General features: G+C 73.0%; 21 protein-coding genes, 3 tRNA genes and 1 pseudogene. 13 read left to right on the top strand and 12 right to left on the bottom strand.

Features of this window, described 5'->3' with window-relative positions; all coding sequences use genetic code 11:
* The first annotated feature begins 55 nt into the window (after positions 1–55).
* The 3 genes from ACYQ8Q_RS17860 (at position 56) to ACYQ8Q_RS17850 (ending at position 2,693) form a co-directional block, all read left to right on the top strand.
* The gene (locus ACYQ8Q_RS17860) at positions 56–658 is read left to right on the top strand and encodes a hypothetical protein (protein ID WP_460066089.1); all 603 of its coding nucleotides are present in this window, start codon (positions 56–58) and stop codon (positions 656–658) included.
* Positions 659–661: 3 nt separating this feature from the next.
* On the top strand, positions 662–1,318 hold the full coding sequence (locus ACYQ8Q_RS17855; RefSeq protein ID WP_460066086.1) for a class F sortase: 657 nt from the start codon (positions 662–664) through the stop codon (positions 1,316–1,318).
* 379 nt (positions 1,319–1,697) lie between these two features.
* Positions 1,698–2,693: a glycoside hydrolase family 6 protein gene (locus tag ACYQ8Q_RS17850; protein WP_460066085.1), complete on the top strand. Its 996-nt coding sequence runs from the start codon at positions 1,698–1,700 to the stop codon at positions 2,691–2,693.
* Positions 2,694–2,759: 66 nt separating this feature from the next.
* Here ACYQ8Q_RS17850 and ACYQ8Q_RS17845 read toward each other — a convergent pair.
* Positions 2,760–2,833: transfer RNA gene (locus tag ACYQ8Q_RS17845), tRNA-Lys, on the bottom strand.
* A gap of 183 nt (positions 2,834–3,016) precedes the next feature.
* Here ACYQ8Q_RS17845 and ACYQ8Q_RS17840 point away from each other — a divergent pair.
* From ACYQ8Q_RS17840 to ACYQ8Q_RS17820, 5 genes are all read left to right on the top strand, one after another.
* Complete coding sequence (locus ACYQ8Q_RS17840; RefSeq protein WP_460066084.1) at positions 3,017–4,360, top strand: peptidoglycan-binding protein; 1,344 nt, start codon at positions 3,017–3,019, stop codon at positions 4,358–4,360.
* 63 nt (positions 4,361–4,423) lie between these two features.
* On the top strand, positions 4,424–5,560 hold the full coding sequence (locus tag ACYQ8Q_RS17835) for an SPFH domain-containing protein (RefSeq protein ID WP_460066082.1): 1,137 nt from the start codon (positions 4,424–4,426) through the stop codon (positions 5,558–5,560).
* 100 nt (positions 5,561–5,660) lie between these two features.
* Positions 5,661–6,266, top strand: a complete 606-nt coding sequence (locus ACYQ8Q_RS17830; protein WP_460066081.1) for a lytic polysaccharide monooxygenase auxiliary activity family 9 protein — start codon at positions 5,661–5,663, stop codon at positions 6,264–6,266.
* An 86-nt stretch (positions 6,267–6,352) separates the two neighbouring features.
* The gene (locus tag ACYQ8Q_RS17825) at positions 6,353–6,775 is read left to right on the top strand and encodes a hypothetical protein (protein ID WP_460066080.1); all 423 of its coding nucleotides are present in this window, start codon (positions 6,353–6,355) and stop codon (positions 6,773–6,775) included.
* Between the two features lie 95 nt (positions 6,776–6,870).
* Positions 6,871–7,338, top strand: a complete 468-nt coding sequence (locus ACYQ8Q_RS17820; RefSeq protein WP_460066078.1) for a DUF3592 domain-containing protein — start codon at positions 6,871–6,873, stop codon at positions 7,336–7,338.
* A 21-nt stretch (positions 7,339–7,359) separates the two neighbouring features.
* On the opposite strand, the gene ACYQ8Q_RS17815 is transcribed toward ACYQ8Q_RS17820, so the two are convergent.
* Positions 7,360–8,007, bottom strand: a complete 648-nt coding sequence (locus tag ACYQ8Q_RS17815; RefSeq protein ID WP_460073361.1) for a dihydrofolate reductase family protein — start codon at positions 8,005–8,007, stop codon at positions 7,360–7,362.
* Positions 8,008–8,169: 162 nt separating this feature from the next.
* On the opposite strand from ACYQ8Q_RS17815, the pseudogene ACYQ8Q_RS17810 reads away from it, so the two are divergent.
* A pseudogene (locus ACYQ8Q_RS17810) lies at positions 8,170–9,815 on the top strand (AMP-binding protein).
* Here the strand turns inward: ACYQ8Q_RS17810 and ACYQ8Q_RS17805 are convergent.
* Positions 9,781–9,854 (bottom strand) — tRNA-Lys (locus ACYQ8Q_RS17805). The pseudogene ACYQ8Q_RS17810 and the gene ACYQ8Q_RS17805 overlap by 35 nt on opposite strands.
* Before the next feature lie 217 nt (positions 9,855–10,071).
* Between ACYQ8Q_RS17805 and ACYQ8Q_RS17800 the strand changes: the two genes are divergently transcribed.
* Complete coding sequence (locus ACYQ8Q_RS17800) at positions 10,072–11,175, top strand: ferritin-like domain-containing protein (RefSeq protein ID WP_460066077.1); 1,104 nt, start codon at positions 10,072–10,074, stop codon at positions 11,173–11,175.
* Positions 11,176–11,390: 215 nt separating this feature from the next.
* On the opposite strand, the gene ACYQ8Q_RS17795 is transcribed toward ACYQ8Q_RS17800, so the two are convergent.
* From ACYQ8Q_RS17795 to ACYQ8Q_RS17770, 6 genes are all read right to left on the bottom strand, one after another.
* Positions 11,391–12,149: an IclR family transcriptional regulator gene (locus tag ACYQ8Q_RS17795; RefSeq protein WP_460066075.1), complete on the bottom strand. Its 759-nt coding sequence runs from the start codon at positions 12,147–12,149 to the stop codon at positions 11,391–11,393.
* Between the two features lie 225 nt (positions 12,150–12,374).
* Complete coding sequence (locus tag ACYQ8Q_RS17790) at positions 12,375–13,106, bottom strand: amino acid ABC transporter ATP-binding protein (protein ID WP_460066074.1); 732 nt, start codon at positions 13,104–13,106, stop codon at positions 12,375–12,377.
* The gene (ehuD, locus tag ACYQ8Q_RS17785; RefSeq protein ID WP_460066073.1) at positions 13,096–13,746 is read right to left on the bottom strand and encodes an ectoine/hydroxyectoine ABC transporter permease subunit EhuD; all 651 of its coding nucleotides are present in this window, start codon (positions 13,744–13,746) and stop codon (positions 13,096–13,098) included. Before ehuD ends, ACYQ8Q_RS17790 begins: the two co-directional genes overlap by 11 nt.
* On the bottom strand, positions 13,743–14,387 hold the full coding sequence (gene ehuC / locus ACYQ8Q_RS17780) for an ectoine/hydroxyectoine ABC transporter permease subunit EhuC (protein ID WP_460066072.1): 645 nt from the start codon (positions 14,385–14,387) through the stop codon (positions 13,743–13,745). Before ehuC ends, ehuD begins: the two co-directional genes overlap by 4 nt.
* Entirely contained in the window at positions 14,384–15,289 is a 906-nt protein-coding gene (gene ehuB / locus ACYQ8Q_RS17775; protein WP_460066071.1) for an ectoine/hydroxyectoine ABC transporter substrate-binding protein EhuB, read from the bottom strand. The genes ehuC and ehuB overlap by 4 nt, the downstream gene beginning before the upstream one ends.
* Before the next feature lie 67 nt (positions 15,290–15,356).
* Positions 15,357–16,322 (bottom strand): D-2-hydroxyacid dehydrogenase, encoded by a 966-nt coding sequence (locus ACYQ8Q_RS17770; protein WP_460066069.1) that lies wholly within the window; start codon positions 16,320–16,322, stop codon positions 15,357–15,359.
* 158 nt (positions 16,323–16,480) lie between these two features.
* Between ACYQ8Q_RS17770 and ACYQ8Q_RS17765 the strand changes: the two genes are divergently transcribed.
* Together ACYQ8Q_RS17765 and ACYQ8Q_RS17760 are read left to right on the top strand one after the other, a co-directional pair.
* Positions 16,481–17,221: a maleate cis-trans isomerase family protein gene (locus tag ACYQ8Q_RS17765; RefSeq protein WP_460066068.1), complete on the top strand. Its 741-nt coding sequence runs from the start codon at positions 16,481–16,483 to the stop codon at positions 17,219–17,221.
* 570 nt (positions 17,222–17,791) lie between these two features.
* Complete coding sequence (locus tag ACYQ8Q_RS17760; RefSeq protein WP_460073359.1) at positions 17,792–18,883, top strand: LLM class flavin-dependent oxidoreductase; 1,092 nt, start codon at positions 17,792–17,794, stop codon at positions 18,881–18,883.
* Positions 18,884–18,905: 22 nt separating this feature from the next.
* On the opposite strand, the gene ACYQ8Q_RS17755 is transcribed toward ACYQ8Q_RS17760, so the two are convergent.
* Positions 18,906–20,765 (bottom strand): putative bifunctional diguanylate cyclase/phosphodiesterase, encoded by a 1,860-nt coding sequence (locus tag ACYQ8Q_RS17755; protein WP_460066067.1) that lies wholly within the window; start codon positions 20,763–20,765, stop codon positions 18,906–18,908.
* A gap of 316 nt (positions 20,766–21,081) precedes the next feature.
* Here ACYQ8Q_RS17755 and ACYQ8Q_RS17750 point away from each other — a divergent pair, with 316 nt between their 5' ends.
* The gene (locus ACYQ8Q_RS17750) at positions 21,082–22,350 is read left to right on the top strand and encodes a M6 family metalloprotease domain-containing protein (RefSeq protein WP_460066065.1); all 1,269 of its coding nucleotides are present in this window, start codon (positions 21,082–21,084) and stop codon (positions 22,348–22,350) included.
* 134 nt (positions 22,351–22,484) lie between these two features.
* Here ACYQ8Q_RS17750 and ACYQ8Q_RS17745 read toward each other — a convergent pair.
* Together ACYQ8Q_RS17745 and ACYQ8Q_RS17740 are read right to left on the bottom strand one after the other, a co-directional pair.
* Positions 22,485–22,558 (bottom strand) — tRNA-Lys (locus ACYQ8Q_RS17745).
* Positions 22,549–23,121, bottom strand: coding sequence for a bifunctional DNA primase/polymerase (locus ACYQ8Q_RS17740; protein ID WP_460066063.1), 573 nt, complete (start codon positions 23,119–23,121; stop codon positions 22,549–22,551). The genes ACYQ8Q_RS17745 and ACYQ8Q_RS17740 overlap by 10 nt, the downstream gene beginning before the upstream one ends.
* Positions 23,122–23,247: the final 126 nt, after the last annotated feature.

Here is a 23,247-nt window from a genome sequence, read left to right as displayed (position 1 = left end):
AGAGGATGCGCACCGGGTCTCCGCGGGGGAGTCTCCAGATAGCTGGAGGTTCACGATGAGTTCACTGAAAGTCACGCTCTGTGCGGGTGCCGCGGCCGCCGCCGCGGTACTCCTTCCCACGGCCCACGCCTTCGCCGAGGACGGCGGCGGCAAGGGCGGCAGCGTCTCCGTGACGCCCGAGACCCCGACACCCGGCGCCGAGGTCGTCCTGAAGGTCAGCGGCTGCGGCGGGAAGACCGCCACCGCGGCCTCGACGGCCTTCGTCGCCGACGCCCACCTGGTCGGCACGGGCGGCACCCTCGTCGGCGAGACCCAGGTCCGCTCCTCGACCACGGCCGGCACCTACGACGTACGGATCACCTGCGTCGACTTCCAGGTGAAGGGCCGGATCACGGTCGTGGCGTCGGGCCGGAAGCCGTCGCCGTCGCCCCTGCGGCCGACGGTCCCCGGCGACACCCCCGCCTCCCCGATCGCCCCCGTGCACGCGGGCGGGGGCGGCACCGCGCCGCTCGCCGCCGCCGACGAGGCCCGGGTGGAGGGCCCCGGTACGGCGCAGACCGTCACCGGGCTGGTGCTGGCGGGCGTGGCGGCGGCCGTGGTGGCGTACCGGGGCGCCCGGGCCACGCGTGCCGCCCGCCGGAGCCGCGGGACGGGCTGAGCCATGGCCGACCCCGAACGCTCCTCCGGCCGTCTGGTCACCGGAGTGGCCTGGGCGGTGCTGCTGCTCGGGCTGTGGCTGTGGGGGCGTGAGGTGACCGACGTACGGCCGGGGGCGTCCGCGCCGACCACGGGTGACGTGGCCGCCGTGGGCCGCCCGGCGGACGCCGATCTGCCGCCCGCCGCCACGCCGCTCACCTCCGCGCTGCCCCAGCGCATCGACATCCCCGAGCTGGGCGTTCAGGCCCCGGTCGTCGCGCGGGGCCTGGACGCCGAGGGCGGCATCGACCCGCCGCCGTTCGACCAGGCGGGCGTCGTCGGCTGGTACGCGGCCGGTGTGAAACCCGGTGCCAAGGGCACCGCCCTGATGGTCGGGCACGTCGACACCGAGACCCGCCCCGCCGTCTTCTACAAGCTCAGCACCATGCGGGCGGGCGAGACGATCCGGGTGGTCCGCGACGACGGCAGGGTCGCCGAGTTCACCGTGGACGAGGTCGAGGTCGTCCAGCGTGCCGACTTCGACGCCCGCCAGGCCTACGGCACCCGGCAGGCGGACCGCGCCGAACTCCGTCTGATCACCTGCGGCGGCACCTTCGACCGGGTGAGCCGCAGCTACACGGCGAACGTGATCGTGTCGGCGTACCTGACCGGCCGCACCTGAGCGCGCGAGGGGGATCCGGATGGACGTCAGGAGGGGGGCCACGGCCCTGCTGGGCGCGGTCCTGCTGCTCACGGGCACGGGATGCACCCCGGGCAGGCCGGGAGGCGACGCCACCGAGTCCGGCGCCCACGGAGGCGCCGGGACCGGGGAGAGCGCGGCGGGGGCAACCGGGACCGGGACGAGTGCGGCGGGGACGAGCGCGGCTGGGACGACCGAGACTGGGACGATCGGGGCTGGGGAGAGCGCGGCCGGGGCGGCTGAGACTGGGACGAGCGGGACCGGGACGAGTGCGGCCGGGACGAGCGGGACCGGGGCAACCGGGACCGGGACGAGCACGGCCGGGGGAACCGGGGCCGGGGAGGCCACGGCCAGGGAGGCCGTGTCCGGGGGCGTCGCCCCCGGGGCCGGCGTGACGGGAGGCGCGCCCCGTGGGAACACCGCCCCCGGAGCGGGCGGGAGTGGAGCGGGCGGGACTGGAGGCGCCGTGTCCGCGGAGGCCCCGGCCGTCGACGACCCCTTCTGGGCCGACCCGGGCAGTCCGGCCGCCCGGCAGTTCGCCGTGTACGAGAGCCAGGGCAGGGAGGCCGAGGCGGCGGCGGTCGGGCGGATCGCCGGGCGGGCGACCGGGGAGTGGCTCGGCGGTGCGGAGCCGGAGGCGCGGGCCCGCGGTGTCACCGAGGCCGCCGAGCGGGCGGGCCGCGTCCCGCTGCTCGTCCTCTACGACATCCCGTACCGCGACTGCGGCCAGTACTCCCGGGGCGGCGCGGCGGACGGCGCCGCCTACCGCGCCTGGATCGCCGCGGTGGCCCGGGGCATCGCCGACCGCGCCGCGCTCGTCGTCGTGGAGCCCGACGCGCTCCTCCACCTGGTCGACGGCTGCACCCCGGCCGCCCTGCGCGAGGAGCGCTACGCCCTCCTGGACGGCGCGGTCGCCACCCTCAAGTCCCTCGAGAACACCAAGGTCTACCTGGACGCGGGCAACGCGGGCCGGGGCCGGACGGACGGGATGGACCGGGCGCTGCTGCGGGCGGGCGTGGCCCGGGCCGACGGCTTCGCGGTCAATGTCGCCAACTTCTACTCCACCGGGGACTCCCTGGCGTACGGCAGACGGCTCTCCGCCGCGGTCGGCGGCAAGCACTTCGTCGTCGACACCAGCCGCAACGGCAACGGCCCCTACCGTGCGGGCGACCCGGCGGAACGCTGGTGCAACCCCCCGGGCCGGGCCCTGGGCGCCCCGCCGACCACGAGGACGGCCGACCCTCTGGTGGACGCCTACCTGTGGGTGAAGGGTCCGGGGGAGTCGGACGGGGAGTGCAAGGGGGGTCCGAAGGCGGGCACGTGGTGGCCCGAGTACGCGCTGGGGCTCGCCCGCTGATCACGGCGGCCTTCGACGGCGCCACGCGAAAGGCCCCCCGCTTCCGCGAGGGGCCTCTGCCGTCTGTGCGCCGCCAGGGACTCGAACCCCGGACCCGCTGATTAAGAGTCAGCTGCTCTAACCAACTGAGCTAGCGGCGCCTGCTGACGTCGCAACTCTACAGGACGCCGGAGGGTGTCCTTGACCACCCCGTCCCGGCCATCCTCCCCACCGGGCCGCTGTACATCATTCGGACCGTCAGCATGCGCGCCGGGAGGACAGTTGAGAAACTGGCGGACGTGCACAGCCGCGGACATTTCCATCTGGAGTGTGAGGGGAATCGCATGGAGACTCCGGTATTCGAGGAATTCGATCCCGCGAGTGACTGCGACTGCCCCGGATGCGCGCACTGGCGCCGGGTGAATCCCTGTTCGCCCGCGTGGGGGTCCTCCCGGTTCGGCGGTCACCCGGCCGCCCGGCGCACCCTCGTCGTCGCCACCGCGGCGGCCGCGACGCTCGGCGCCGGTCACGCCGTACCCGCCCTCGCCGCCCCGCAGGGCCCCGCTCGGCCGGTGATTCCCGCAGGTGACGAGCCCGACACTCCTCAGGGCGGCAAGGCGCCGCTGCACGGTCCGGGCGGGCGGCCCGCTCAGCCGACGGCCACGGTGCAGACCCCGGCGACGACCCGCGCGGAGATCATCCGACGGGCCAGGGAATGGGTCGCGGCGCAGGTGCCGTACAGCATGAGCGCGTATTGGTCCGACGGTTACCGGCAGGATTGCTCGGGTTTCGTCTCGATGGCCTGGCGGCTGCCCGGAAACGAGTGGACCGGCACCCTCGACCAGTACGGGACGCGTATTTCCAAGGAGGAACTCCAGCCCGGCGACATTCTTCTCTTCCACAATCCGGCCGACCCGCAGAAAGGCTCGCACGTCGTCCTTTTCGGCGGCTGGACGGACTACACCCACACCTACTACCTCGCCTACGAACAGACCCGCCCGACCGCCCGCCGCCAGGCCACCCCCTACGCCTACTGGAGCCATGCGGACCGCTATGTCCCGTACCGCTACAAAGGCCTCGTGGCGGGGTCGGGCACGGAGGCGTCGGGTCCGGAGTCGGCCGTCCCCGGGGGCGCCGGGCCGGCTGTGGCCTACCCCGGCCCGTCGTTCTTCGGTCCCGGGGCGGACAACCCGTACGTCACCCAGCTCGGCCGGCTCCTCGTGGCGCGCGGCGGGGCCCGTTTCTACGTCTCGGGGCCCGGCCCCCGCTGGTCGGAGGCGGACCGCCGGGCCACCCAGGCGTTCCAGCAGGCCCAGGGCTGGCGCGGCGCCCAGGCGGACGGTCTGCCCGGTCCCCAGACCTGGCGTCTGCTGAGCACGGGAGGGGGCCGGGACATCGCCCCCGCCGCACCCGCACCCGCCCCCGCGTCCCCGCCTCCCTCCTCGCGCGCCCTGGCCTTTCCGGGCCGGGGTGTGTTCCGGCCGGGGGCGAACAACCCGTACGTCACGCAGTTGGGGAGGCAGCTCGTGCAGAAAGGGTTCGGCAGGTACTACGCCCAGGGTCCGGGACCGCGCTGGGGCGAGGCCGACCGGCGGGCCGTCGAGGCGTTCCAGCGGGCCCAGGGCTGGCGCGGCGGTGCGGCGGACGGCTACCCGGGGCCGGAGACCTGGCGGCGGCTGTTCGCGTAGGAGGCCGTCCCGGCCGTCCACTCACTGTCATGGCGTATCTGGCGCGGAGGCTGGAGGCACGTAATGCACCAGACCACTTCACCCACACCTGAACCTGAGCCGGGAAACCCCTCGGACGACCCACCGCGCGGCGGGCGGCTCATCCAGAACGAGGCGACCACCGAGATCCCCGTCCATCTGCTGTTCCGCGACGAGGCCGGGCCGCGGTCGGTCGCGGTGGGACCGGCCGCGGTGGGACCGGGCGTGGTGGGGAGCCGGAGCGGGGAGCCGCCGCGGCTCAGACGGCCGGTGGCGGCGAAGGCGCGGCCGCAGGCCGAGGTCGACCCTGACCTGGTGGAGCGGGCCGCGCGGGTGCTGCCCGGTGCGGCCGGGGTGCTCGCCGGGGCCTGCGGGGCGGCCGGCTGTGTGGCGACCTCCTGGTGGGCGGGGGTGCTGCCGCCGCTGGTGGAGCAGGCGCTGCGGCTGCCCGCGTGGGCGGGGGCCGGGCTCGGTCCGGCGCAGTGGGCGGCGTACGCGGGGGCGGGGGCCCTGGGGCTGTTCGGGTTCGGGGGGCTGGCGCGGGGGCGGACCGGGCGGGCCTGGGTGCTGGGGCTGTTCGGGCGCTACCGGGGGACCGTCCGCCGTACCGGTCTGCTGTGGGTCAATCCGCTGCTGCTGCGCCGGCAGGTCGACGTACGGCTGCGGCACTGGCGCAGTGAGCCGATGCACGCGGCCGACGGCAGCGGGGTCGCGCTGCGGGTGGTCGTCCTCGTGGTGTGGCGGGTGCGGGACACCGCGCGGGCCACGCTGGGCGTCGAGGACCACGAGACGTATCTGCGGGAGTGCGTGGAGGCGGCGCTCGCCCGGATCCCGGTGGAGCCGCCGGGGGCGGGCCGGGGGTCGGTCGAGGCGGCGGGGGAGGCGCTGACCCGGCGGGTCGCGCGGGACGCGGGCGCGATCGGCGTGGAGGTGTTCTCGGTGCAGCCGCTGCGGATCGAGTACGCCCCGGAGGTCGCCGCCGCGATGCACCGGCGCCGGATCGCCGCGCTCGACGCCCAGCACCGGGCGACCGTGCTGACCTCGGTGGTCGACTCGGTGGAGGACACGGTGACCCGGCTGACCATGCGCGGTCTGGTGGAGCTGGACGACTACGAGCGCAAGGCGCTGGTGAAGGACCTGACGGTGGCGTTCGCGGCGGGCCGCGGGGAACAGGCCCCGTGATTGGTCTGGACATGTCCATGAAACGGCAATAATCTCGGACTTGGTCTAGACCTGCACGGCTCGGCTCAGTGAACTCCCCACGTTCTCCAGGAGCGGCAGCATGCGCAAAAAGACCAAGTGGTACGCCGCCGCGCTCGGGCTCACCACGGCGGGAGCCTTCGTGCTCTCGTCCGGCGGCGCGAGCGGTCACGGCTACACCGATCTGCCCATCAGCCGGCAGAAGCTCTGTCAGAACGGCACGGTCACGAACTGCGGCGACATCCAGTGGGAGCCGCAGAGCGTCGAAGGTCCGAAGGGCTTCCCGGGCTCAGGGGCGGCCGACGGATCGATCTGCTCCGCGAACAACACCCGCTTCGCCCAGCTCGACAGCCCGAAGACCCCCTCGGGCGGGGCGTGGCCGGCCACCAGGGTGACCGGCGGTCAGAGCTACACCTTCCGCTGGCAGTTCACCGCGATGCACGCCACGACCGACTTCAAGTACTACGTCACCAAGCAGGGCTGGAACCAGAACCACAACCTGGCCCGCTCCGACCTCAACCTCACCCCGTTCCTCACCGTCCCCTACAACGGCCAGCGTCCGCCCGCCACCCTCTCGCACAGCGGCACGCTCCCGTCGGGCCTGTCCGGCCGTCATGTGATCCTCGCGGTCTGGACGATCGCCGACACCGGCAACGCCTTCTACGCCTGTTCCGACGTCACCTTCTGAGGGGCCGTCGGGTAGGGTCCGGGTCCGCGTGCGCCCTCGACGGGCGCACGCGGGTCCTGGCGTCGAGGTACGGGGGTGCGGGCCGCATGGAGGCCGTCAACGTCGTTTTCGTCCTGCTCGTCGTCGGCTTCGTCGCCGCGGCGTACGCGATCGTGCGCCGTACGCGGCAGCGGCGGGCGGCCTGGGAGAGCGGGCTGACCGCGCAGGCGCGGGTGGTGCGGCAGTGGCGGACCACGCAGGTCGTCAACAACGTGCCCCGCACGACACAGTGGCACGAGTACACCTACACCACCGCCGACGGCCGCGGCGTCGTGTTCAAGGAGGGCGGCGGCCCCCATACCCGGGAGACCGGTGACGAGGTCCTCGTGTACTACACGGCCGAGGACCCGGAGAAGGCCACCGCGTCCGCGCCGCAGCCCGGCAAGGACACGGCGTCCATGGCCTTCGCCCTGGTCCTCTTCGGCGCCGGTGTCGTCCTGATGATCAAACTGCTGGTGACCGGTCCGTAGTTCTGAGCTTCTCTTGAGTCAACCCCGCCCCGCGCACGGGTACGTTCCCTGCACACCGGCCGCGCAGGCCGGTGACCGGAGTTCGGGGGGCTCTTATGGACATCTTCTTTCTGATCGTCCCGTCGATCATGATCGTGGGCGTTCTCTTCGCGATGTACACCGTGATCAGCCGCTCGCGCCGGGTCGCCCGGGCCTGGGGCAGCGGTCTGACGGCCGAGGCGCGCTGTCTGCGGACGTACACGACGACCAGGACCAGCAGCGGTGAGCACCGCCGGGTGACGACGGTCCTGCACCATGTCTACGAGTTCACCACCCGCGAGGGCCGCACGGTCCGGTTCGAGGAGGAGAACGGCCCGGGGACGGTCCTGGAGGGGGACATCGTCACCGTCTTCCACCCCGCCGACCGTCCCGAGCGAGCCACCGCCCACCCCCCTGCGCACGGGCTGCTCTTCGCGCAGTCCGGCTGTCTGCTGGTCTTCCTCGGCCTGGTGCTCGCCGCCTGCGTCGCCTTCATGATCGGCGCCCAGGCGGAGATGTCCGCCTGGAGCGACGTCGGGCCCTAGCCGTCTCTCGTGCCACTCGTGTCATCTGCGCCAGAAGAGGTGGTGCGTCACGCCGCTCGGGCTGGGCACCACCTCCAGGTGGAACCGGTCCAGCAGCTCCTCGGGCGAGTCCCACAGGCGCAGCCCGGACCCGAGCGTCACCGGTGCGACGACCACGTGCAGCGTGTCGACGAGGTCGGCGTCGAGGAACTCCCGGACGGTGGTCACACCGCCGCCGAGCCGGACGTCCTTGCCCCGCGCGGCTTCCCGTGCCTGCGCGAGCACGGTGGCGGGGTCGCCGTCCACGAAGTGGAACGTGGTGTCGGAGAGCGTGAACGACGGACGCGGGTGGTGGGTCAGGACGAACACCGGCGTGTGGAAGGGCGGCTCCTCACCCCACCAGCCGCGCCACTCGTGGTCGTGCCACGGGCCGCGCTGGGGTCCGAACTTGTTGCGGCCCATGATCTCGGCGCCGATGTTGTTGCCGAAGTCCCGGGCGAAGTAGTCGTCGAGGCCCCGGGTTCCGCCGGGCTCGGTGCGGTTGGGCCAGCTCGCCGTGGCGCCGGCCCAGGAGAAGAGCCGCGCCGGATCGACGGCGTGGCCGAAGGGCCGCTCCAGGCTCTGGTCCTCGCCGGCGGCGACACCGTCGCCGGAGATGGTGAAGTTCTGCACGCGCAGCAGCTGGTCCATGGGTGTCCTCATCAGGTCCTGTCGCCTCCTCGGAGAACGATTCCCCGGAGGACGATCGCGTCCTCCCTCAGGATGTCGAACGGGACGCGGCCGGATCGACAGCGGCACGCGGGCGTTCTCCGGCATAGTCATCTGACGCCATGTCAGCTACCGTGCGCCCCCATGGAGTCCGTCGCCGCACTCGTAGCGCACCGCTGGGACGACCACCGGCCGGGACTGTGGTGCGAGGACACGGTGCTCAGCCATCACGAGATCGCGGCCGGCGCCGCCGCCCGGGCCGCGCTCCTCGCCGAACTGCTGCCGCCGGGCGCCGCACCGCATCTCGGGGTGCTGCTGGACAACACCCCGGAGTTCCCCCTGTGGCTGTCCGCCGCCGCGCTCGCCGGTGCCGCGGTCGCCGGGATCAATCCCACCCGCCGGGGCCCCGAACTGGCCCGGGACATCCTGCACACCGAGTGCGCGCTGCTGATCACCGAGCGGGTCCGTCTCCCGCTGCTCGCCGGGCTCGACCTCCCCGGGGTCCGTGTCCTGGTGACGGACACGGAGGAGTACGGGGCTCTCCTCGCCCCCTTCGCGGGCGCCCGCCCGGACCCGTCCCGGGCCCGCCCCGCCGACCGTCTCCTGCTCTACTTCACCTCCGGTTCGACCGGCGCGCCCAAGGCCGCGATCTGCACCCAGGGCCGGCTGGCCGCCGCGGGCCGGTCCCTGGCGGCGCAGTTCTCCGTCGTACCGGACGATGTGCACTACATCTGCATGCCGATGTTCCACGGCAACGCGGTGATCGCCGACTGGGCCCCCGCGCTGGCCGCCGGGGCCGGGGTGGCGCTGCGCCGCCGCTTCTCCGCCTCCGCGTTCCTCGCGGACGTACGGCGCCACCGGGCGACGTACTTCACCTATGTCGGCCGGGCGATCCAGTACCTGCTGGCCACCGAGCCGGGCCCGGCCGACCGGGACCATGTGCTGCGGCTCGGCTTCGGGACGGAGGCCGGGGTGGTGGACGCGGCGGCCTTCGAGCGGCGGTTCGGGGTGCGGCTGGTGGAGGGGTACGGCTCCTCGGAGGGCGGCGCGGCGGTGCAGTGGACGCCGGGGACACCGGCCGGCGCGGTGGGGCGGGCGGGCCCCGGGCTGGCCGTCCTCGACGCGGAGTCGGGGGACGAGTGCCCGCCGGCCCGCTTCGACACCGCCGGGCGGCTGCTGAACGGGGACGAGGCGATCGGGGAGCTGGTCAACCGCGGCCCGAACCCGTTCGAGGGGTACTGGCGCAACCCGGCGGCCGAGTCCGAGCGGCGCCGGGACGGCCTGTACTGGACCGGCGACCTCTTCTACCGCGACCCCGACGGCTACCTCTACTTCGCCGGGCGCACGGACGACCGGATCCGCGTGGACAGCGAGAACCTGGCCGCCGCGATGATCGAGAACATCCTCGCCCGGTACGAGGGGGCGGACGCCGTCGCCGTGTACGCGGTGCCGGACCCGGTGACCGGGGACCAGGTGATGGCGACGCTCGCGGGGGAGTTCGAGCCGGCCGCCTTCGCCGCGTTCCTCGCCGCCCAGCCGGACCTGGGGACGAAGATGGCGCCCCGGTTCGTCCGGGTGGTGGAGCGGATGCCCGTCACCGCCACCAACAAGATCCACCGTGCGCTGCTGAGGCGGGAGGGGGTGCGGTGCGCGGACCCGGTGTGGTGGCGCCCGCCGGGGGAGTCCGGCTACCGGCCGCTGACCGGCGGGGATGCCGAAGGGCCCCTCGTGTCTCCACGAGAGGCCCTTCCAGTGTGCGCCGCCAGGGACTCGAACCCCGGACCCGCTGATTAAGAGTCAGCTGCTCTAACCAACTGAGCTAGCGGCGCATGACTCCCGCCGTCCGCCCTTCGGCGGTGGCGACAGAGAAAATACTACCTGGTCCCGAGCGGTGCTCCGGACCACCGGCCGAGCACCGGGGCGTGCGCCCCTCCGCGTGGGTGAACCACGTGACCACATAGTCATATGTCACATGCCGGTCCCCTTTCTCGCTCGATGGTGGTGGCACCAGATCTCTTCGTTCCACCGACCCGAAAGGGGTCCGCCGTGACCACCGTGGAGCTCGACTACAGCAGTGACGGGATCGTCCGCCTGCTGAGAACGCCCCCGGAGCAGCGCTCCCTGCCCTGGCTGAAGGACGCCCTGCAGCAGGCGATCATGCTGGAGCTCGCCACCCTGCCGCCCTACCTGTGCGGCATGTGGTCGCTGCTCCAGGACACCGACTCCGGGAAGGCGGCGGCCGCCGCCATCCGCGTGATCGTCTTCGACGAGATGTCGCACCTCGGGCATGTCTGCAACCTGCTCACCACGATCGGCGGGAGCCCGCGCCTCGCCGACGAGAGCGTGCTGGCGCCGTACCCCTGTCCGCTGCCCGGTGGGGTGCGGCCCGAGATCAATCCCGATCTGGAGGTCTACCTCGGTGGGCTGACGACGGACTCGGTCGAGATGTACTCGCAGATCGAGGCGCCGGAGGAGCCGCTCGCCCAGTTCGCGGCCGCCGAGGAGACGTTCGCCTCGATCGGCGCCTTCTACACGGCGATCCTGGAGGCCTTCCGTGTGCACCAGGGGGAGATCAGGGGCACCCGTCAGGTGACCAGGAGCATGGGGCACCACGGGGAGGGGAACAGCCTCTTCCCGATCAGGACCTTCGCCGACGTCGAGCAGGCGATCACCGTCATCAAGGAACAGGGCGAGGGCACGGACAAGACCCCGGACAACCCCTTCCCCGGGCACGCGGGCGAGCTGTCCCACTACTACGTCTTCCGGGAGATCTTCCGGGGCCGGAAGCTGAAGAAGATCCAGGAGACGCCCCCGAAGTGGGACTTCCAGGGCGACCCCATCCCGTTCCCGAACGCCCGTCCGATGGGCAGGGTGCCGAAGGGCGGCTGGGCGAACGACCCGGGCACGGTCCCCGACGCGGCCGCGCGGGCCGAGCTGGACAAGGGCAACACGGCCTTCAGCGAGATGCTGCACGCGCTGGAGAAGGCCTGGGAGCAGGACCGGCCGGAGGACGCCGACGCGCACCTGGGCGACGCGGTCGGTCATATGTTCGCCCTCAAGGGTCCCGCGCTCAAGCTGATGGACATGCCTCTTCCGAACGATCCCGCGAAGCGCTACGGACCGGAGTTCCGGTTCGTCGCCACCCCGTAGCACCGGCGCCCGGAACGGCGGCCCCCAGGCCCTGTCGTCACATTCCCGCCGTCGCCCGAAGGGCGGCCCCGCGGCGTCAGGTGCGTGCTCTCGGCGTGCCGGGCCCTGACTCGCGTACTGGACGTACTCGGGTCAGGGCCCGGTGCGCCGAGAGTGCGTGCATGGCGTCGCGGGGCAGGCGGGAATGTGACGACAGGCCCTAGGGGGCTGCCTCCCTAGATCGCGAGGGAGAGCAGGACCGGGGCCGCGTTCCGGTTCAGGGCGTCGGCCGCGTGGCGCAGGCGGTGGGCGTGGGCGACGGGCAGGGACAGGGCGAGACAGCCCACGGAGGAGCCGGCGGTGATCGGGACGGCCGCGCAGACCGTGCCGATCGCGTACTCCTGGAGGTCGAGATGCGGGACCGTGGGCGGCTGGGCCTCCAGACGGGACAGGAGCAGCCGGTCGCTGGTGATGGTGCGCGAGGTGAGACGGGCCATCTTGTGCCGGGAGAGGTGGTCGCGCCGGCCGTTGTGGTCGAGCTGGCCGAGCAGGCTCTTGCCGAGCGCGGTGGCGTGCGCCGAGGAGCGGAAGTCGAACCACTCGTGGACGGCGGGCGTGGCGGGGCTGTCGGCGTACTGGGCGATGGTGACCTCGCCGTCCACGTACCGGCTGACGTAGACGGCGGCGCCGATCGAGTCGCGCAGCCGGTCGAGGGTGCGCTGGAGCTGCTCGCGCAGGGCCTGCTGGTGGCCGTGGGCGGAGCCCAGGCGGGTCAGGGCGTCTCCGGTGACATAGGCGCCGTCGGTGACCTGCTCGACGTATCCCTCGCGGCGCAGCATGCGCAGGAGCGCGGTCAGCCGCTCCGTGTCCAGGCTGGTCTCGCGGGCGAGCTCGGCGTCGGTGACACCGGTGGAGTGCCGGGCCACCGTCTCCAGGACGCGCAGGGCGTCCTGAGCCGAGTGGTACGGCGCGGTCGGCTCGTGCTTCAGCGCCACGGTGTTCCCCCCTGGTCGCTTCCTCTGGCCGTGATCCATGAGCGGTGATCCATGAGCGGTGATCCTGGCAGCGAATCATCTCCACGATAACGGCCAAGGAGCCGGAGGGGAGGGGTTGTTGGCGAGAATATGGCGTGCCCTTGGTGCCCTCAACTGCGGCACTGACCCTCTGGCATATGCCAAAGGCATGACCAGCCGCTCCGGCCCCGCGCGCGACCTGCCCCGTTACAGCACCGCGCTCAGGAACTCCCGGGTCCGCTCCTCCTCCGGCGCGCCGAAGATCTGCTCCGGTGGACCCGCCTCGACGACCCGCCCCGCGTCGAACATCAGTACCTGATCGGAGATGTCCCGGGCGAAGTTCATCTCGTGGGTCACGCAGAGCAGGGTGATGTCGGTGGTGGAGGCGATGTCCCTGAGGACGTCGAGGACCCCGGCGACCAGCTCGGGGTCCAGGGCGGAGGTCACCTCGTCCAGGAGGAGCACCTTCGGCCGCATCGCCAGCGCCCGCGCGATCGCCACCCGCTGCTGCTGCCCGCCGGAGAGCCGCGACGGCCGCGCGTACACCTTGTCGGCCAGCCCGACCAGGTCCAGCAGCCCGCGGGCCCGCTCCTCCGCCTCGTCCTTCGCCAGCCCGAGCACGGTGACCGGGGCCTCGGTGACGTTCCTGAGGGCACTCATGTTCGGGAACAGGTTGAACTGCTGGAAGACCATGCCGATCTGCCGGCGCACCGCGCGGCGCTGCTTCTCCGTGGCGGGGAACAGCGGCTGACCGTCCACCGTGATGGTGCCCGAGTCGGGCGCGGTGAGGGTCATCAGCATCCGCAGGATGGTCGTCTTTCCGGACCCGGACGGGCCGATGAGGGTGACATGGCTGCCAGCCTTCACGGACAGGTCCAGCCGGTCGAGGACGGTGTGGTCGCCGAACCGCTTGGTGACGTTGCTGATCTCAACGGACAAGGCGTCGCTCCAGGGTGCGCAGAAGGAAGGAGGCGAGGACGGAGATGACGACGAAGGCCACGCCGATCACCGTCAGCGGCTCGGTGAACCGGAAGTGCTGCTGGGAGAAGAGCCGCGCCCGGCCGAGCATCTCCAGCACGGTGATCGCCATCAGCAGCGGTGTGTCCTTGAGCATCGCGATCACGTAGTTGCCGAGCGCCGGCACGACCCGGCGGACCGCCTGCGGCAGGATCACCGCCCGCCAGGTGCGGCCCCTCGGCAGGTTCAGCGCGGTCGCCGCCTCCCACTGCCCGGCCGGCACCGCCTCGATGCCGGCCCGGTAGACCTGCATGGTGTATGTCGAGTAGTGCAGCCCGATCGCCACGACCCCGGTGGTCATGGCCGACAGGGTCAGCCCCCACTCGGGCAGCACGTAGAAGAGGAAGAACAGCTGCACCAGCAGCGGGGTGTCCCGCACGAACTCGGTGACGGCCCCGACGGGCCACCGCACGAACCGGGTCGGCGTCCGCATCAGCAGCGCCCACAGCAGCCCCAGCGTGAACGAGATCAGCGACCCGAGGGCCAGCGCCCGGAGCGTGACGAGGGTCCCGTCCCACAGCAGCGGCATGAAGTCGCGTACGGCGTTCCAGTCCCAGTTCATCGCAGCCCCGCCTTCAGCCGGTGTTCGAGTCCGCGCATCAGCCGTGTCAGCAGGAACGCGATGACGAAGTAGAGGAGCAGGACGTACGTGTAGATCTCCGCGCTCTCCTGGAGCGCCAGGCGGACCAGATTGCCGCTGAACGCCAGGTCGCCCATGCCCATCACGGACACCAGGGCGGTGCCCTTGAGCAGCTCGACCAGCAGGTTGGAGAAGGGCGGGATCATCTCCGGCACCGCCTGCGGCAGCAGGATCCTGCGCAGCCGCTGCCCGGGCGTGAACCCGAGCGCGATGCCGCCCTCCCGCTGCGCCGGATCGACCGCGCCGAGCGCCCCGCGCACGATCTCCGCGCCGTACGCCCCGTAGGTCAGCCCGAGCGCGAGCGTGCCCGCCCACATCGGCACCAGCTGCCAGCCGAAGGCGGGCGGCAGCACGAAGAACACCCAGAAGATCATCACCAGCGCCGAGGTGCCCCGGAACACCTCGGTGTAGCAGCCCGCGAGGAAACGGACCGGCCGGCGCCGGTGGGTGCGCGCGATCCCCACGGTGAACGCCACGACCGCCCCCAGCGCGGCGCTGAACACGAGGAGCTGGAGGGTCGTCCACACCCCTCGGAGCACGAGTTCCCACAGTCCCGTGGTCATCCGCCGCAGAGCTCCTTCGCGGTCAGGTCCGTCATCTCGGCCTTCGTGAATCCGAAGGGCCGCAGGATGCGGGCCAGTTCGCCACTCTTCCTGAGCTGGTGCAGCTCGGTGTTGAAGGCGTCCCGCAGCCGGGTCTCGGTGAGCCGGAAGGCGAAGGCGCCTCCGTCGACGGTCGGCTTGCCGTCGACGACGGCCGCGAAGGGCTCGGTCGCCTCGGCCTTGCGGGACTTCCTCACCACGTCGCGCGTGGTGACGGCCGTTCCCGCGAACACGTCGGCCCGCCCGGTCTCCACGGCGTTCAGCCCGGCGACCTGGTCGGGCACGATCAGGATGTCGCTTTCCTGGTAGCCCGCCGCCACCGCGTGCTGGATCTGCGCGTACCCGGTGCCGGTGGCGAACCTCGCCTTCTTCTGCACGACGTCCTGATAGGTGTCCAGCCCCTCGGGGTTGCCCCTGCGCACGACGAACGAGTCGAGCATCTGGTAGTCGGGGTCGGCGAACAGGACCTGCGCGCAGCGCTCGGGGGTGACGTACATCCCGGCGGCCACCACGTCGAACTGCTGGGCGTTCAGCCCGGGTATCAGCGACCCGAACTCGGTGGGCACGGGCTGCACCGAGTCCACCCCGAGCCGTTTGAAGACCGCCTCCGCCAGTTCGGGCGCCTCCCCGGTGAGCCGCCCGTCCCTGTCGATGTACCCGAAGGGGATCTCGCCCGCGATGCCGAGCCGGACGACCCCGGCGGCGCGGAGCCGGTCGAGGAGGTCGCCGCCGTCCGCGGTGGACGCCGTGGCCACGCGCGAACAGCCCGCGGCGCCCAGCGCGCCGAGCGCCGCCACCCCCGCGAGCAGCGACCGACGGGTGGGGTTGTCGTGGTGTGTGGGTTGTCTGTTCGGTGGAGCCATGGCCGCGCGGCTACCCGGGCGGCCACCGGATATGCGGGGACGTCGTGTGAGGGGAGTGTGCGGACCGTCAGCGGCCGGGGACGTATCCGCGCGCCTTGTCGACCACGTTCCGCAGCGGCCGGCCCGCCGCCCAGCGCTCGAACAGTTCGACGAACTGCGCCCCCAGCTCGTCGTGCCGGCCGACCGCCGCGCCGCTCATGTGCGGGGACACCAGCAGGCCCGGGACCTGCCACAACGGGCTGTCGGGCGGCAGGGGTTCGGCGCCGAACACATCCAGGGCGGCGCCCGCGATCCAGCGGCTGCGCAGGGCCCGTACGAGAGCCTCCTCGACGACCAGGCCGCCGCGGCCGACGTTCAGGAAACGGGCCGAGGGCTGCATCACGCCGAAGCGGCGGGTGTCGAACAGACCCCGGGTCAGCTCGGTGAGCGGGGCCGCCGCGACCACCCAGTCCGCGCGGGCGAGCAGCCGGTCCAGATCGTCGGGGCCGTGGATGCCGGTGCGCGGGACCCGCCCCACCAGCGCGGTGGTGACGCCGAGCGCCTTGAGGGTGCGGGTGATCGCCCGGCCGACCGGGCCCGACCCGACGACCACGGCCCGGGTGCCGGCCACCTGCCGGCTCTCCCGGGGCCGCCACTCGCCGCGCGCCTGCGCCGCCCAGGTCCCCGGCAGGTCCTTCGCCATCGCCAGGACCAGCGCGGCGACGTACTCGGCGACCGGCTCCTCGAAGACCCCGCGCGCGTTCGTCAGCACCGTGTCGGACGCGGCCAGTTCCGGCGACAGCACCCGGTCCACGTCCGCGCCCGCCGTGTGCACCCAGCGCGGTCGCGGCCCCGCGCCCGGCCAGTCGGTGCGCACCGCGTCCGAGGCGGTGTCCCACACCAGCAGGACGTCGGCCTGCGGCAGCAGTGCGCCGAGGGTGGAGCCGTCGGCGTGCAGCACCCGCACCCGGCCCGTGAGCCGGCCGAGGCGGGGGAGGGGCTCCGCGTCGAGCACGAGGAGCGTGGGGACGGCGGCCATCCGGTGCCTTTTCATGACCAAGGGCCTGACGTGCGCGGACGGAACACGGTCGCACCCCGCTCCACGGCCGTCAACACGTCCGGACCGCCAACCAGGTGAGGATGGAGGCCGTGGGCTGCGCACGCGGGGTACCCGGGTACCTCCGGAAGAAGAGCAGCAGCAGGAAGGCCGTCATGACCGCACTCGGATTCCTCCACCCGGGCCACTGTGCCGAGGACGACTACCCCCGTATCGAGCAGCTCCTGGCCGGCGACATCCGGGTGGACCTCGTCCGCGCGGACCCCGGGGAGGACGGCGGGGAGGACGGCGGGCCCATCGACGCCTCCCTGCGCCTCGGCGCGCCGCACCGGCTCGCGGCGGGCGTGGAGCAACTGCGGCTGTCGGGCGCGGAGGCGATCGTCTGGGCCTCCACGCGCGGCAGTTTCGACTACGGCTGGGAGGGCGCCCACGACCAGGTGCGCACCCTGGCCACGGCCGCCGGCATGCCCGCCTCCTCCACCTCGTTCGCCTTCGTGCACGCGGCCCGGGAACTGCGGGCCGCGCGGGTCGCGGTGGCGGCCACCTACCCGGCGCGGACCGCCGCTCTGTTCGCGGAGTTCCTGCGGGCCGGCGGGCTGGAGGTGACCTCGGTGCACGCCGCCGGGGTCACGGCGGAGCGGGCCGGCGCCTGGGACGAGGCGGAGGTGCTCGCCCTCGCGCGGGCCGCCGACGCGTCCGGCGCCGAGGCGGTGCTGCTGCCCGACACCGCCCTGCACACCGTCGCCTGCCTCCCGGCCCTGGAACGGGAGCTGGGCAAAACCGTCCTGACCGCGAACCAGGTGACCGTCTGGGAGGGGCTGCGGCTGACGGACCGGCGGGTGAACGCGCCGGGACTCGGAACGCTGTTCACCCGGGAGCCGATCGTGCAGGTGTGAGCCGACGGTTCCCTCCCCGGGGGGAATAAACGGGGACACCCTCCTGTTACCACAGGAAGGACACCGCAAGCCCGACAACAGGAGGACCCCGTGGCGCCAGACGAGACGACACCGGACGAGACGGCGACGGCTGGGACGGTGACGGACGGGACGGCGACGGCTGGGACGGTGACGGACGGGACCGGTGCGCACGGGACCGCGGTGGCTGGGACCTCGACGGCCGGGACCTCGACGGTTGGGACGGCGGCGGCTGGGACGGCGTCGGTAAGGACGGCGGCAGACGGGACCGGTGCGCACGGGACCGCGTCGGCCGGGACCTCGGCGACCGGGACGGCGGCGGCTGGGACCTCGGCGGCCGGGACCTCGACGGTTGGGACGGCGGCGGCTGGGACGGCGTCGGTAAGGACGGCGGCAGACGGGACCGGTGCGCACGGGACCGGTGCGCACGGGACCGGGTCGGCCAGGACCGCGGCGACCGGGACGGCGGCGCACGGGACCGCGTCGGCTGGGACCGGGTCGGCCAGGGCCGCGGCGGACGGGATCGTGGCGGACGGGATCGGTTCGGGACGTGTGGTGGCGGACGGTATACGGGCCGCCGCTCACGGCACCGCCCCCGCCCCGCTCTCCGTCCTCGACCTGGTCACCGTCGGCTCCGGGCGCACCGCCGGTGACGCGCTGCGCACCAGCGTCGACCTCGCCCGGCTCACCGAGTCCCGCGGGTTCCACCGCTACTGGGTCGCCGAGCACCACTCGATGCCCGGCGTCGCCTCCTCCTCGCCCGCGGTGATCCTCGCCCACCTCGCCGCCCACACCGACCGCATCCGGCTCGGCTCGGGCGGCGTCATGCTGCCCAACCACGCGCCCCTCGTCATCGCGGAGCAGTTCGGCACCCTGGAGGCGCTCGCGCCGGGCCGGATCGACCTCGGCCTCGGCCGCGCCCCCGGTACCGACGGCGCCACCGCCGCCGCCCTGCGCCGGACGGCCACCCCGCACGAGGGCGCCGACGACTTCCCCGAGCAGCTCGCCGAGCTCACCCGGTTCCTGGACGACGACTTCCCCGACGGGCACCGCTACCGCCGTATCCACGCCGTGCCCGGACCGGTCCAGGCGACCTCGCCCGGGGGTGTGCAGTCCCGGCACCGGCCGCCGGTCTGGCTGCTCGGCTCCTCCGGCTTCAGCGCCCGGCTCGCCGGACTGCTCGGTCTGCCCTTCGCCTTCGCGCACCACTTCTCCGCGCAGAACACCGTCCCGGCCCTGGACCTCTACCGGGAGTCCTTCCGCCCGTCCGCGGTGCTCTCCGAGCCGTACGCCCTGATCGGCGTCTCCGTCCTCGCCGCCGACGACGCGCACGAGGCCCGCCGCCAGGTCCTCGCGACCGGCCTCAACATGGTCCGGCTGCGCACCGGCCGCCCCGGTCTCTTCCCCTCCCCGGAGGAGGCGGAGGCGCACACGTTCAGCGAGCTGGAGCGGGAGTTCGTCGACTCCTGGACGGCGAACATCGTCCACGGCACCGCCGACGAGGTCCGTACCGGCCTCGACGACCTGCACAAGCGCACCGGCGCCGACGAGCTGATGCTCACCAGCCACGCCCACCGCGGCGAGCTGCGGCTGCGGTCGTACGAACTGGTCGCGGACGCGTACGGACTGCCGGCGGCCGGCTGAGAGCCGGTGCCCGGGGACGCCCCTACGGGTTCTGCGGCGCCCCCACCGGTGCCGCCCGGTCCGGGCCCGACGCCCGTAGCTCGGAGATGCGGTCCGGCGACACCGCGCGCGAGTACAGCCAGCCCTGGCCGGTGTCGCAGCCGATGCTGCGCAGCCGGTTGGCCTGGGCGGCGGTCTCCACGCACTCGGCGGTGACGGTGAGGCCGAGCCGGTGGGCGAGGTCGATCATCGCCTCGACGACGACCTCGTCGGCCGGGTTGGGCGCCGCGCCCGTGCCCTCGTACTGGAAGCCGCGGACGAACGACCCGTCCAGCTTGAGGACCGAGACCGGCAGCCGGCTCAGATAGGCGAGGTTGGAGTAGCCGGTGCCGAAGTCGTCGATGGCGATGTGCACCCCCATGTCGCTGAGGGCCTGGAGGGCCTGGAGCGGGCGGCCCGCCGAGCCCATGACGGCCGACTCGGTGAGCTCCAGCTGGAGCAGGTGCGGCGGCAGCCCGGTCTCGGCGAGGATCTCCGCCACGTCCGCCACCAGGTCGGAGTCCCACACCTGACGGACCGCCACGTTGACGCTCACGAACAGCGGCGGCTCCTCCGGCCGGTCCAGCTGCCAGGCGCGGGCCTGACGGCAGGCGGTGGCCAGAATCCATCGCCCGAGCGGGACGATCGAACCGTCCTCCTCGGCCAGCGCGACGAACCGATTCGGCGGCAGCGATCCGAACCGCGGGTGGTCCCAGCGCACCAGCGCCTCCACCCCGCGCAGCCGTCCGTCCGACATACCGACCAGGGGCTGGTACTCCAGCCGGAACTCGCCGCGCTCGATGGCGGGCCGCAGGGTGGAGGCGAGGGCCTGGCTGGTCATCAGATGCGCGTTGCGTTCCGGGTCGAACAGCGTCCAGCGGTCCTTGCCGTCCACCTTCGCCCAGTACAGCGTGGTGTCGGCGGCCTGCATCAGCGCGGTCGCGGTGGTCCCGGCGGCGTGCCGTTCGACGACCCCGATCGACGCGGAGACGTTCATCCGCTGTCCGGCGAGGTCGAAGGGCGCCTGGAGCGCCTTCAGCACGGACTCGGCGAGATCGGCGAGCTGTTCGGTGCCGGTCGAGTCCTCCACCAGCAGCGCGAACTCGTCCCCGCCCAGCCGGGCCACCAGCGGCTCGCTCGGCCGGTTCTGCCCGGCGTCCTTCGCGCACTCGGTGAGCCGCTCGGCGACGGCGGCCAGCAGCCGGTCGCCGACACGGTGGCCGAGGGTGTCGTTGACCGCCTTGAACCCGTCCAGGTCGAGGTAGCACAGGCCGATCCGGCCGGTCCCGCTCTGCTCGTACGACTCCGCCTCCAGGGCCGCCGACACCCGCTCGAAGAACAGGGCGCGGTTGGGCAGCCGGGTCACCGGGTCGTGCATCTGGAGGTGCCGCAGCCTCGCCTGGAGGTCACGGCGGTCGCTCACGTCGGCGACCGACAGCAGCACCCCCGGCCCGCCCTCGTCCAGCGGGGCGACGGTGACCTGGGCCCAGAGCGTGCGCCCGTCCGGGTGCTTCAGCCGCCGGGTGCAGCGCAGTTTCGCCTGGCGGCCGCGGAGCACCTCACGGTAGGCGTGCCAGGTGCGGGCGTCGGAGGCGAGGTCCAGCAGATCGGCGGCGACCCGCCCGACCAGGCTCGCCCCGTCGCCGCCGAGCAGGTCGCCGAGCGCCTGGTTGGCGTCCACGACCTGGCCCTCACGATCGACCAAGGCCATGGCCAGAGGCGCCGCCGCGAACACGGAACGGTAGGCCGGAGGGTCGGCTCCGTCCAGGCTTTCCGCACAAGTAGCGGCATGACTGTCACGCTCCGTGACGGCGGACCGGTCGAGGTCTGCCGCGGGCGTCGACCCTTCGGACGTTCCGCTCACCGCTCGCTCCCGCAGTGCACTCGATCGCTGTCCTGGCAGGAAAGTGTGCCGATCATAGATGCTGCCCCCGGAGTTGCGCAGCCACTGCCCAGTGTCCCGGAACACCCCACCTTTCTGACAGATCGTTTCTGCCCGCAGGTGGACCGCTTCTGCGGACGCTCGATCGCTTGTGACGGACCGTGAGAATTCCGGGGGTGTCGGGATTGATGCCCGCTTTCTCCCTCCTCACTCTTCTGGGGCAGACAAACAGGGCATAGCGCGACAAAGTCGAACAGGCTGGGGGCGGTGTCCCGCGAACCGCCCCCGGAGGTCCGAAGTGCCGCGAACGTTCCCGCGCCCCCGACTGCGCAGCACCGCGGCCCTGTGCACCACGCTCTCGGCGATCGCCGCGATCTCCCTGGCCACCGGCCCCTCCATCGCCGAACCCTTCTCCGCCGCGCCCTGCGCCCTCCAGCGCACCGACGCCCACCACTCCGAGGGGCTCGACACCTGGAACACCGCCTACCCCCGGCCCACCCGCGCCCTCGACGCGGTGATGGTCTTCCTGTCCTTCCCGGACCGGGCCCCGGACACCACCCCCGCCGAACTCGCCGCCGACCACTTCCCGGCCACCAGCCGCTTCTTCCGGCAGGCGTCCTACGGGCGGTTCACCCTGCGCGCCCACCCCCTGAAGCGCTGGATCCGGATGCCGAAGCCGTCCACCGCGTACGCCATACAGCGCGACTGGAACGCCGAGCGCCGCGCCGCCTATCTGCACGACGCGCTCGCCGCCGCCGACCCCACGGTCGATTTCTCCCGGTACGACCTGGTCTACTTCGTCGCCGACCCGGACGCGCCCGGAGTGGACTCCGACGCCACGAAGGTCGTCAACCTGGACGAGCCCCTGCATGCCGACGGCACCGACATCCGCCGTGTCGTCACGGTCTTCGAGCAGCACCCCCCGGACCGTCTCGTCCTGGCCCATGAGACCGGCCATGTGTTCGACCTGCCCGACCTCTACCACCGGCCGGTCGACGGCAAGGGCGACTGGGACACCTACGTCGGCGACTGGGACCTGATGGGCAGCCAGTTCGGACTCGCCCCGGATCTCTTCGGCTGGCACAAGTGGAAGCTGGGCTGGCTGGCGCCGCGCCAGGTGGTGTGCGTGAGGGAGGCGGGGCCGACCCGCCTCACCCTGGAACCGCTCGGCGCCGGCCCGGGGGTCCCCGTCACCGGCACCTCCGGCGCACCCGCCTTCGGCCTCGGCGACGGCGCCAAACTGGCCGTCGTCCGCACCGGCCCCGGCTCCGTCCTCGCCTTCGAGGCCCGCGGCCCCCTCGGCAACGACCACGCCGCCTGCCGCTCCGGCATCCTCGTCTACCGGATCAGCGGCGACGCCCAGTCCGGCCGCGGCCCGGTCGAGGTGATCGACGCCCACCCGCGCACCGAGGCCTGCTGGGAATCCTCCGTCTACCCGCCCCTCGCCGACGCCCCGGTCGCCCTCGGCGAGAACTTCACGGTGCCGGGCACCGGCGTACAGGTGCAGGCGGAGAGCCGCACCCCCACGGGGGCCTGGAACGTGAAGATCACGCTGCCGCGCGTCTAGACGCCGGGCGGCTGGTCCGACGTCGAGGGGGTGTGGGTGGCGGAGCCCCCACCGCGCGCGGCGCAGCCGCGCAGAAAAAGACGAGGGCGAGGCTGGTTCGCGCTTTTTGCGAACAAGCCTCGCCCTCGACGTCGTGCGCCGCCAGGGACTCGAACCCCGGACCCGCTGATTAAGAGTCAGCTGCTCTAACCAACTGAGCTAGCGGCGCCTGCTGACGTCGTAGACATTAGCACCCTGATCCTGGGGAGGAAAAATCGATATCCGCACGGCCGCGCGGGCCGCCCGGACGGCCGCCCAGAGCAGTACCTCGGGGCCCGGCAGCCACGGGTGGCGGCAGTCCGGGGCGACCATCCAGCGGGTGGGTCCCTGCTCCCGCTCCGGTGCGAGCGCGGGCACGGTCACCGCGTCGCCGGTGCCGTGGCACAGCAGCGGCGGCACGCATCCCGCACGGCCGTCCCGCCGGCCGCGGGTGCCCCACTCCTCCCACTCCAGCAGCGACGGCAGCCGCTGGGCCGTGCCCGGCGCGGCGAACAGCAGCGTCCGCCCCCGGAGCACCGCCACCGGCCCGGAGCCCGGTCCCTCGCCCCACAGCCGGTCCAGCATCAGCCGCCCGAACATCGCCGGCGCGCTCACGATGTCGAACACGGAACCGCAGGGCAGTACGACCGGGGCGTCCGGCCGCTCTTCCCAGAGGGCGAGGGTGCTGCGCGGATACGTTCCGGCGGAGGCCAGCCAGACGGCGCCGTCCGCGGTGACACATGCGCTGCTCATGCCCACCTGTCTACCGGCTGTGAGGAAGCGGCTCCCGAGAGTTGCGGAAAACCGGGACAGGGAGTGGGGAAGCGAGTATCTTGCCCGCCTGGCATATGCCGTTCGGGTGATGCGGGTCCCGCCGGC

The sequence above is a fragment of the Streptomyces sp. YKOK-I1 genome, from assembly GCF_054660435.1.
This window is presented reverse-complemented; position numbering and strand designations above follow the sequence as displayed.

Excerpts from the sequence above, each read along its gene's own strand:
- ACYQ8Q_RS17860 (WP_460066089.1), top strand. The coding sequence starts at position 56 with ATGAGTTCACTGAAAGTCACGCTCTGTGCGGGTGCCGCGGCCGCCGCC.
- ACYQ8Q_RS17855 (WP_460066086.1), top strand. The coding sequence starts at position 662 with ATGGCCGACCCCGAACGCTCCTCCGGCCGTCTGGTCACCGGAGTGGCC.
- ACYQ8Q_RS17840 (WP_460066084.1), top strand. The coding sequence starts at position 3,017 with ATGGAGACTCCGGTATTCGAGGAATTCGATCCCGCGAGTGACTGCGAC.
- ACYQ8Q_RS17835 (WP_460066082.1), top strand. The coding sequence starts at position 4,424 with ATGCACCAGACCACTTCACCCACACCTGAACCTGAGCCGGGAAACCCC.
- ACYQ8Q_RS17830 (WP_460066081.1), top strand. The coding sequence starts at position 5,661 with ATGCGCAAAAAGACCAAGTGGTACGCCGCCGCGCTCGGGCTCACCACG.
- ACYQ8Q_RS17825 (WP_460066080.1), top strand. The coding sequence starts at position 6,353 with ATGGAGGCCGTCAACGTCGTTTTCGTCCTGCTCGTCGTCGGCTTCGTC.
- ACYQ8Q_RS17820 (WP_460066078.1), top strand. The coding sequence starts at position 6,871 with ATGGACATCTTCTTTCTGATCGTCCCGTCGATCATGATCGTGGGCGTT.
- ACYQ8Q_RS17815 (WP_460073361.1), bottom strand. The coding sequence starts at position 8,007 with ATGGACCAGCTGCTGCGCGTGCAGAACTTCACCATCTCCGGCGACGGT.
- ehuD (WP_460066073.1), bottom strand. The coding sequence starts at position 13,746 with ATGAACTGGGACTGGAACGCCGTACGCGACTTCATGCCGCTGCTGTGG.
- ehuC (WP_460066072.1), bottom strand. The coding sequence starts at position 14,387 with ATGACCACGGGACTGTGGGAACTCGTGCTCCGAGGGGTGTGGACGACC.
- ehuB (WP_460066071.1), bottom strand. The coding sequence starts at position 15,289 with ATGGCTCCACCGAACAGACAACCCACACACCACGACAACCCCACCCGT.
- ACYQ8Q_RS17770 (WP_460066069.1), bottom strand. The coding sequence starts at position 16,322 with ATGAAAAGGCACCGGATGGCCGCCGTCCCCACGCTCCTCGTGCTCGAC.
- ACYQ8Q_RS17765 (WP_460066068.1), top strand. The coding sequence starts at position 16,481 with ATGACCGCACTCGGATTCCTCCACCCGGGCCACTGTGCCGAGGACGAC.
- ACYQ8Q_RS17740 (WP_460066063.1), bottom strand. The coding sequence starts at position 23,121 with ATGAGCAGCGCATGTGTCACCGCGGACGGCGCCGTCTGGCTGGCCTCC.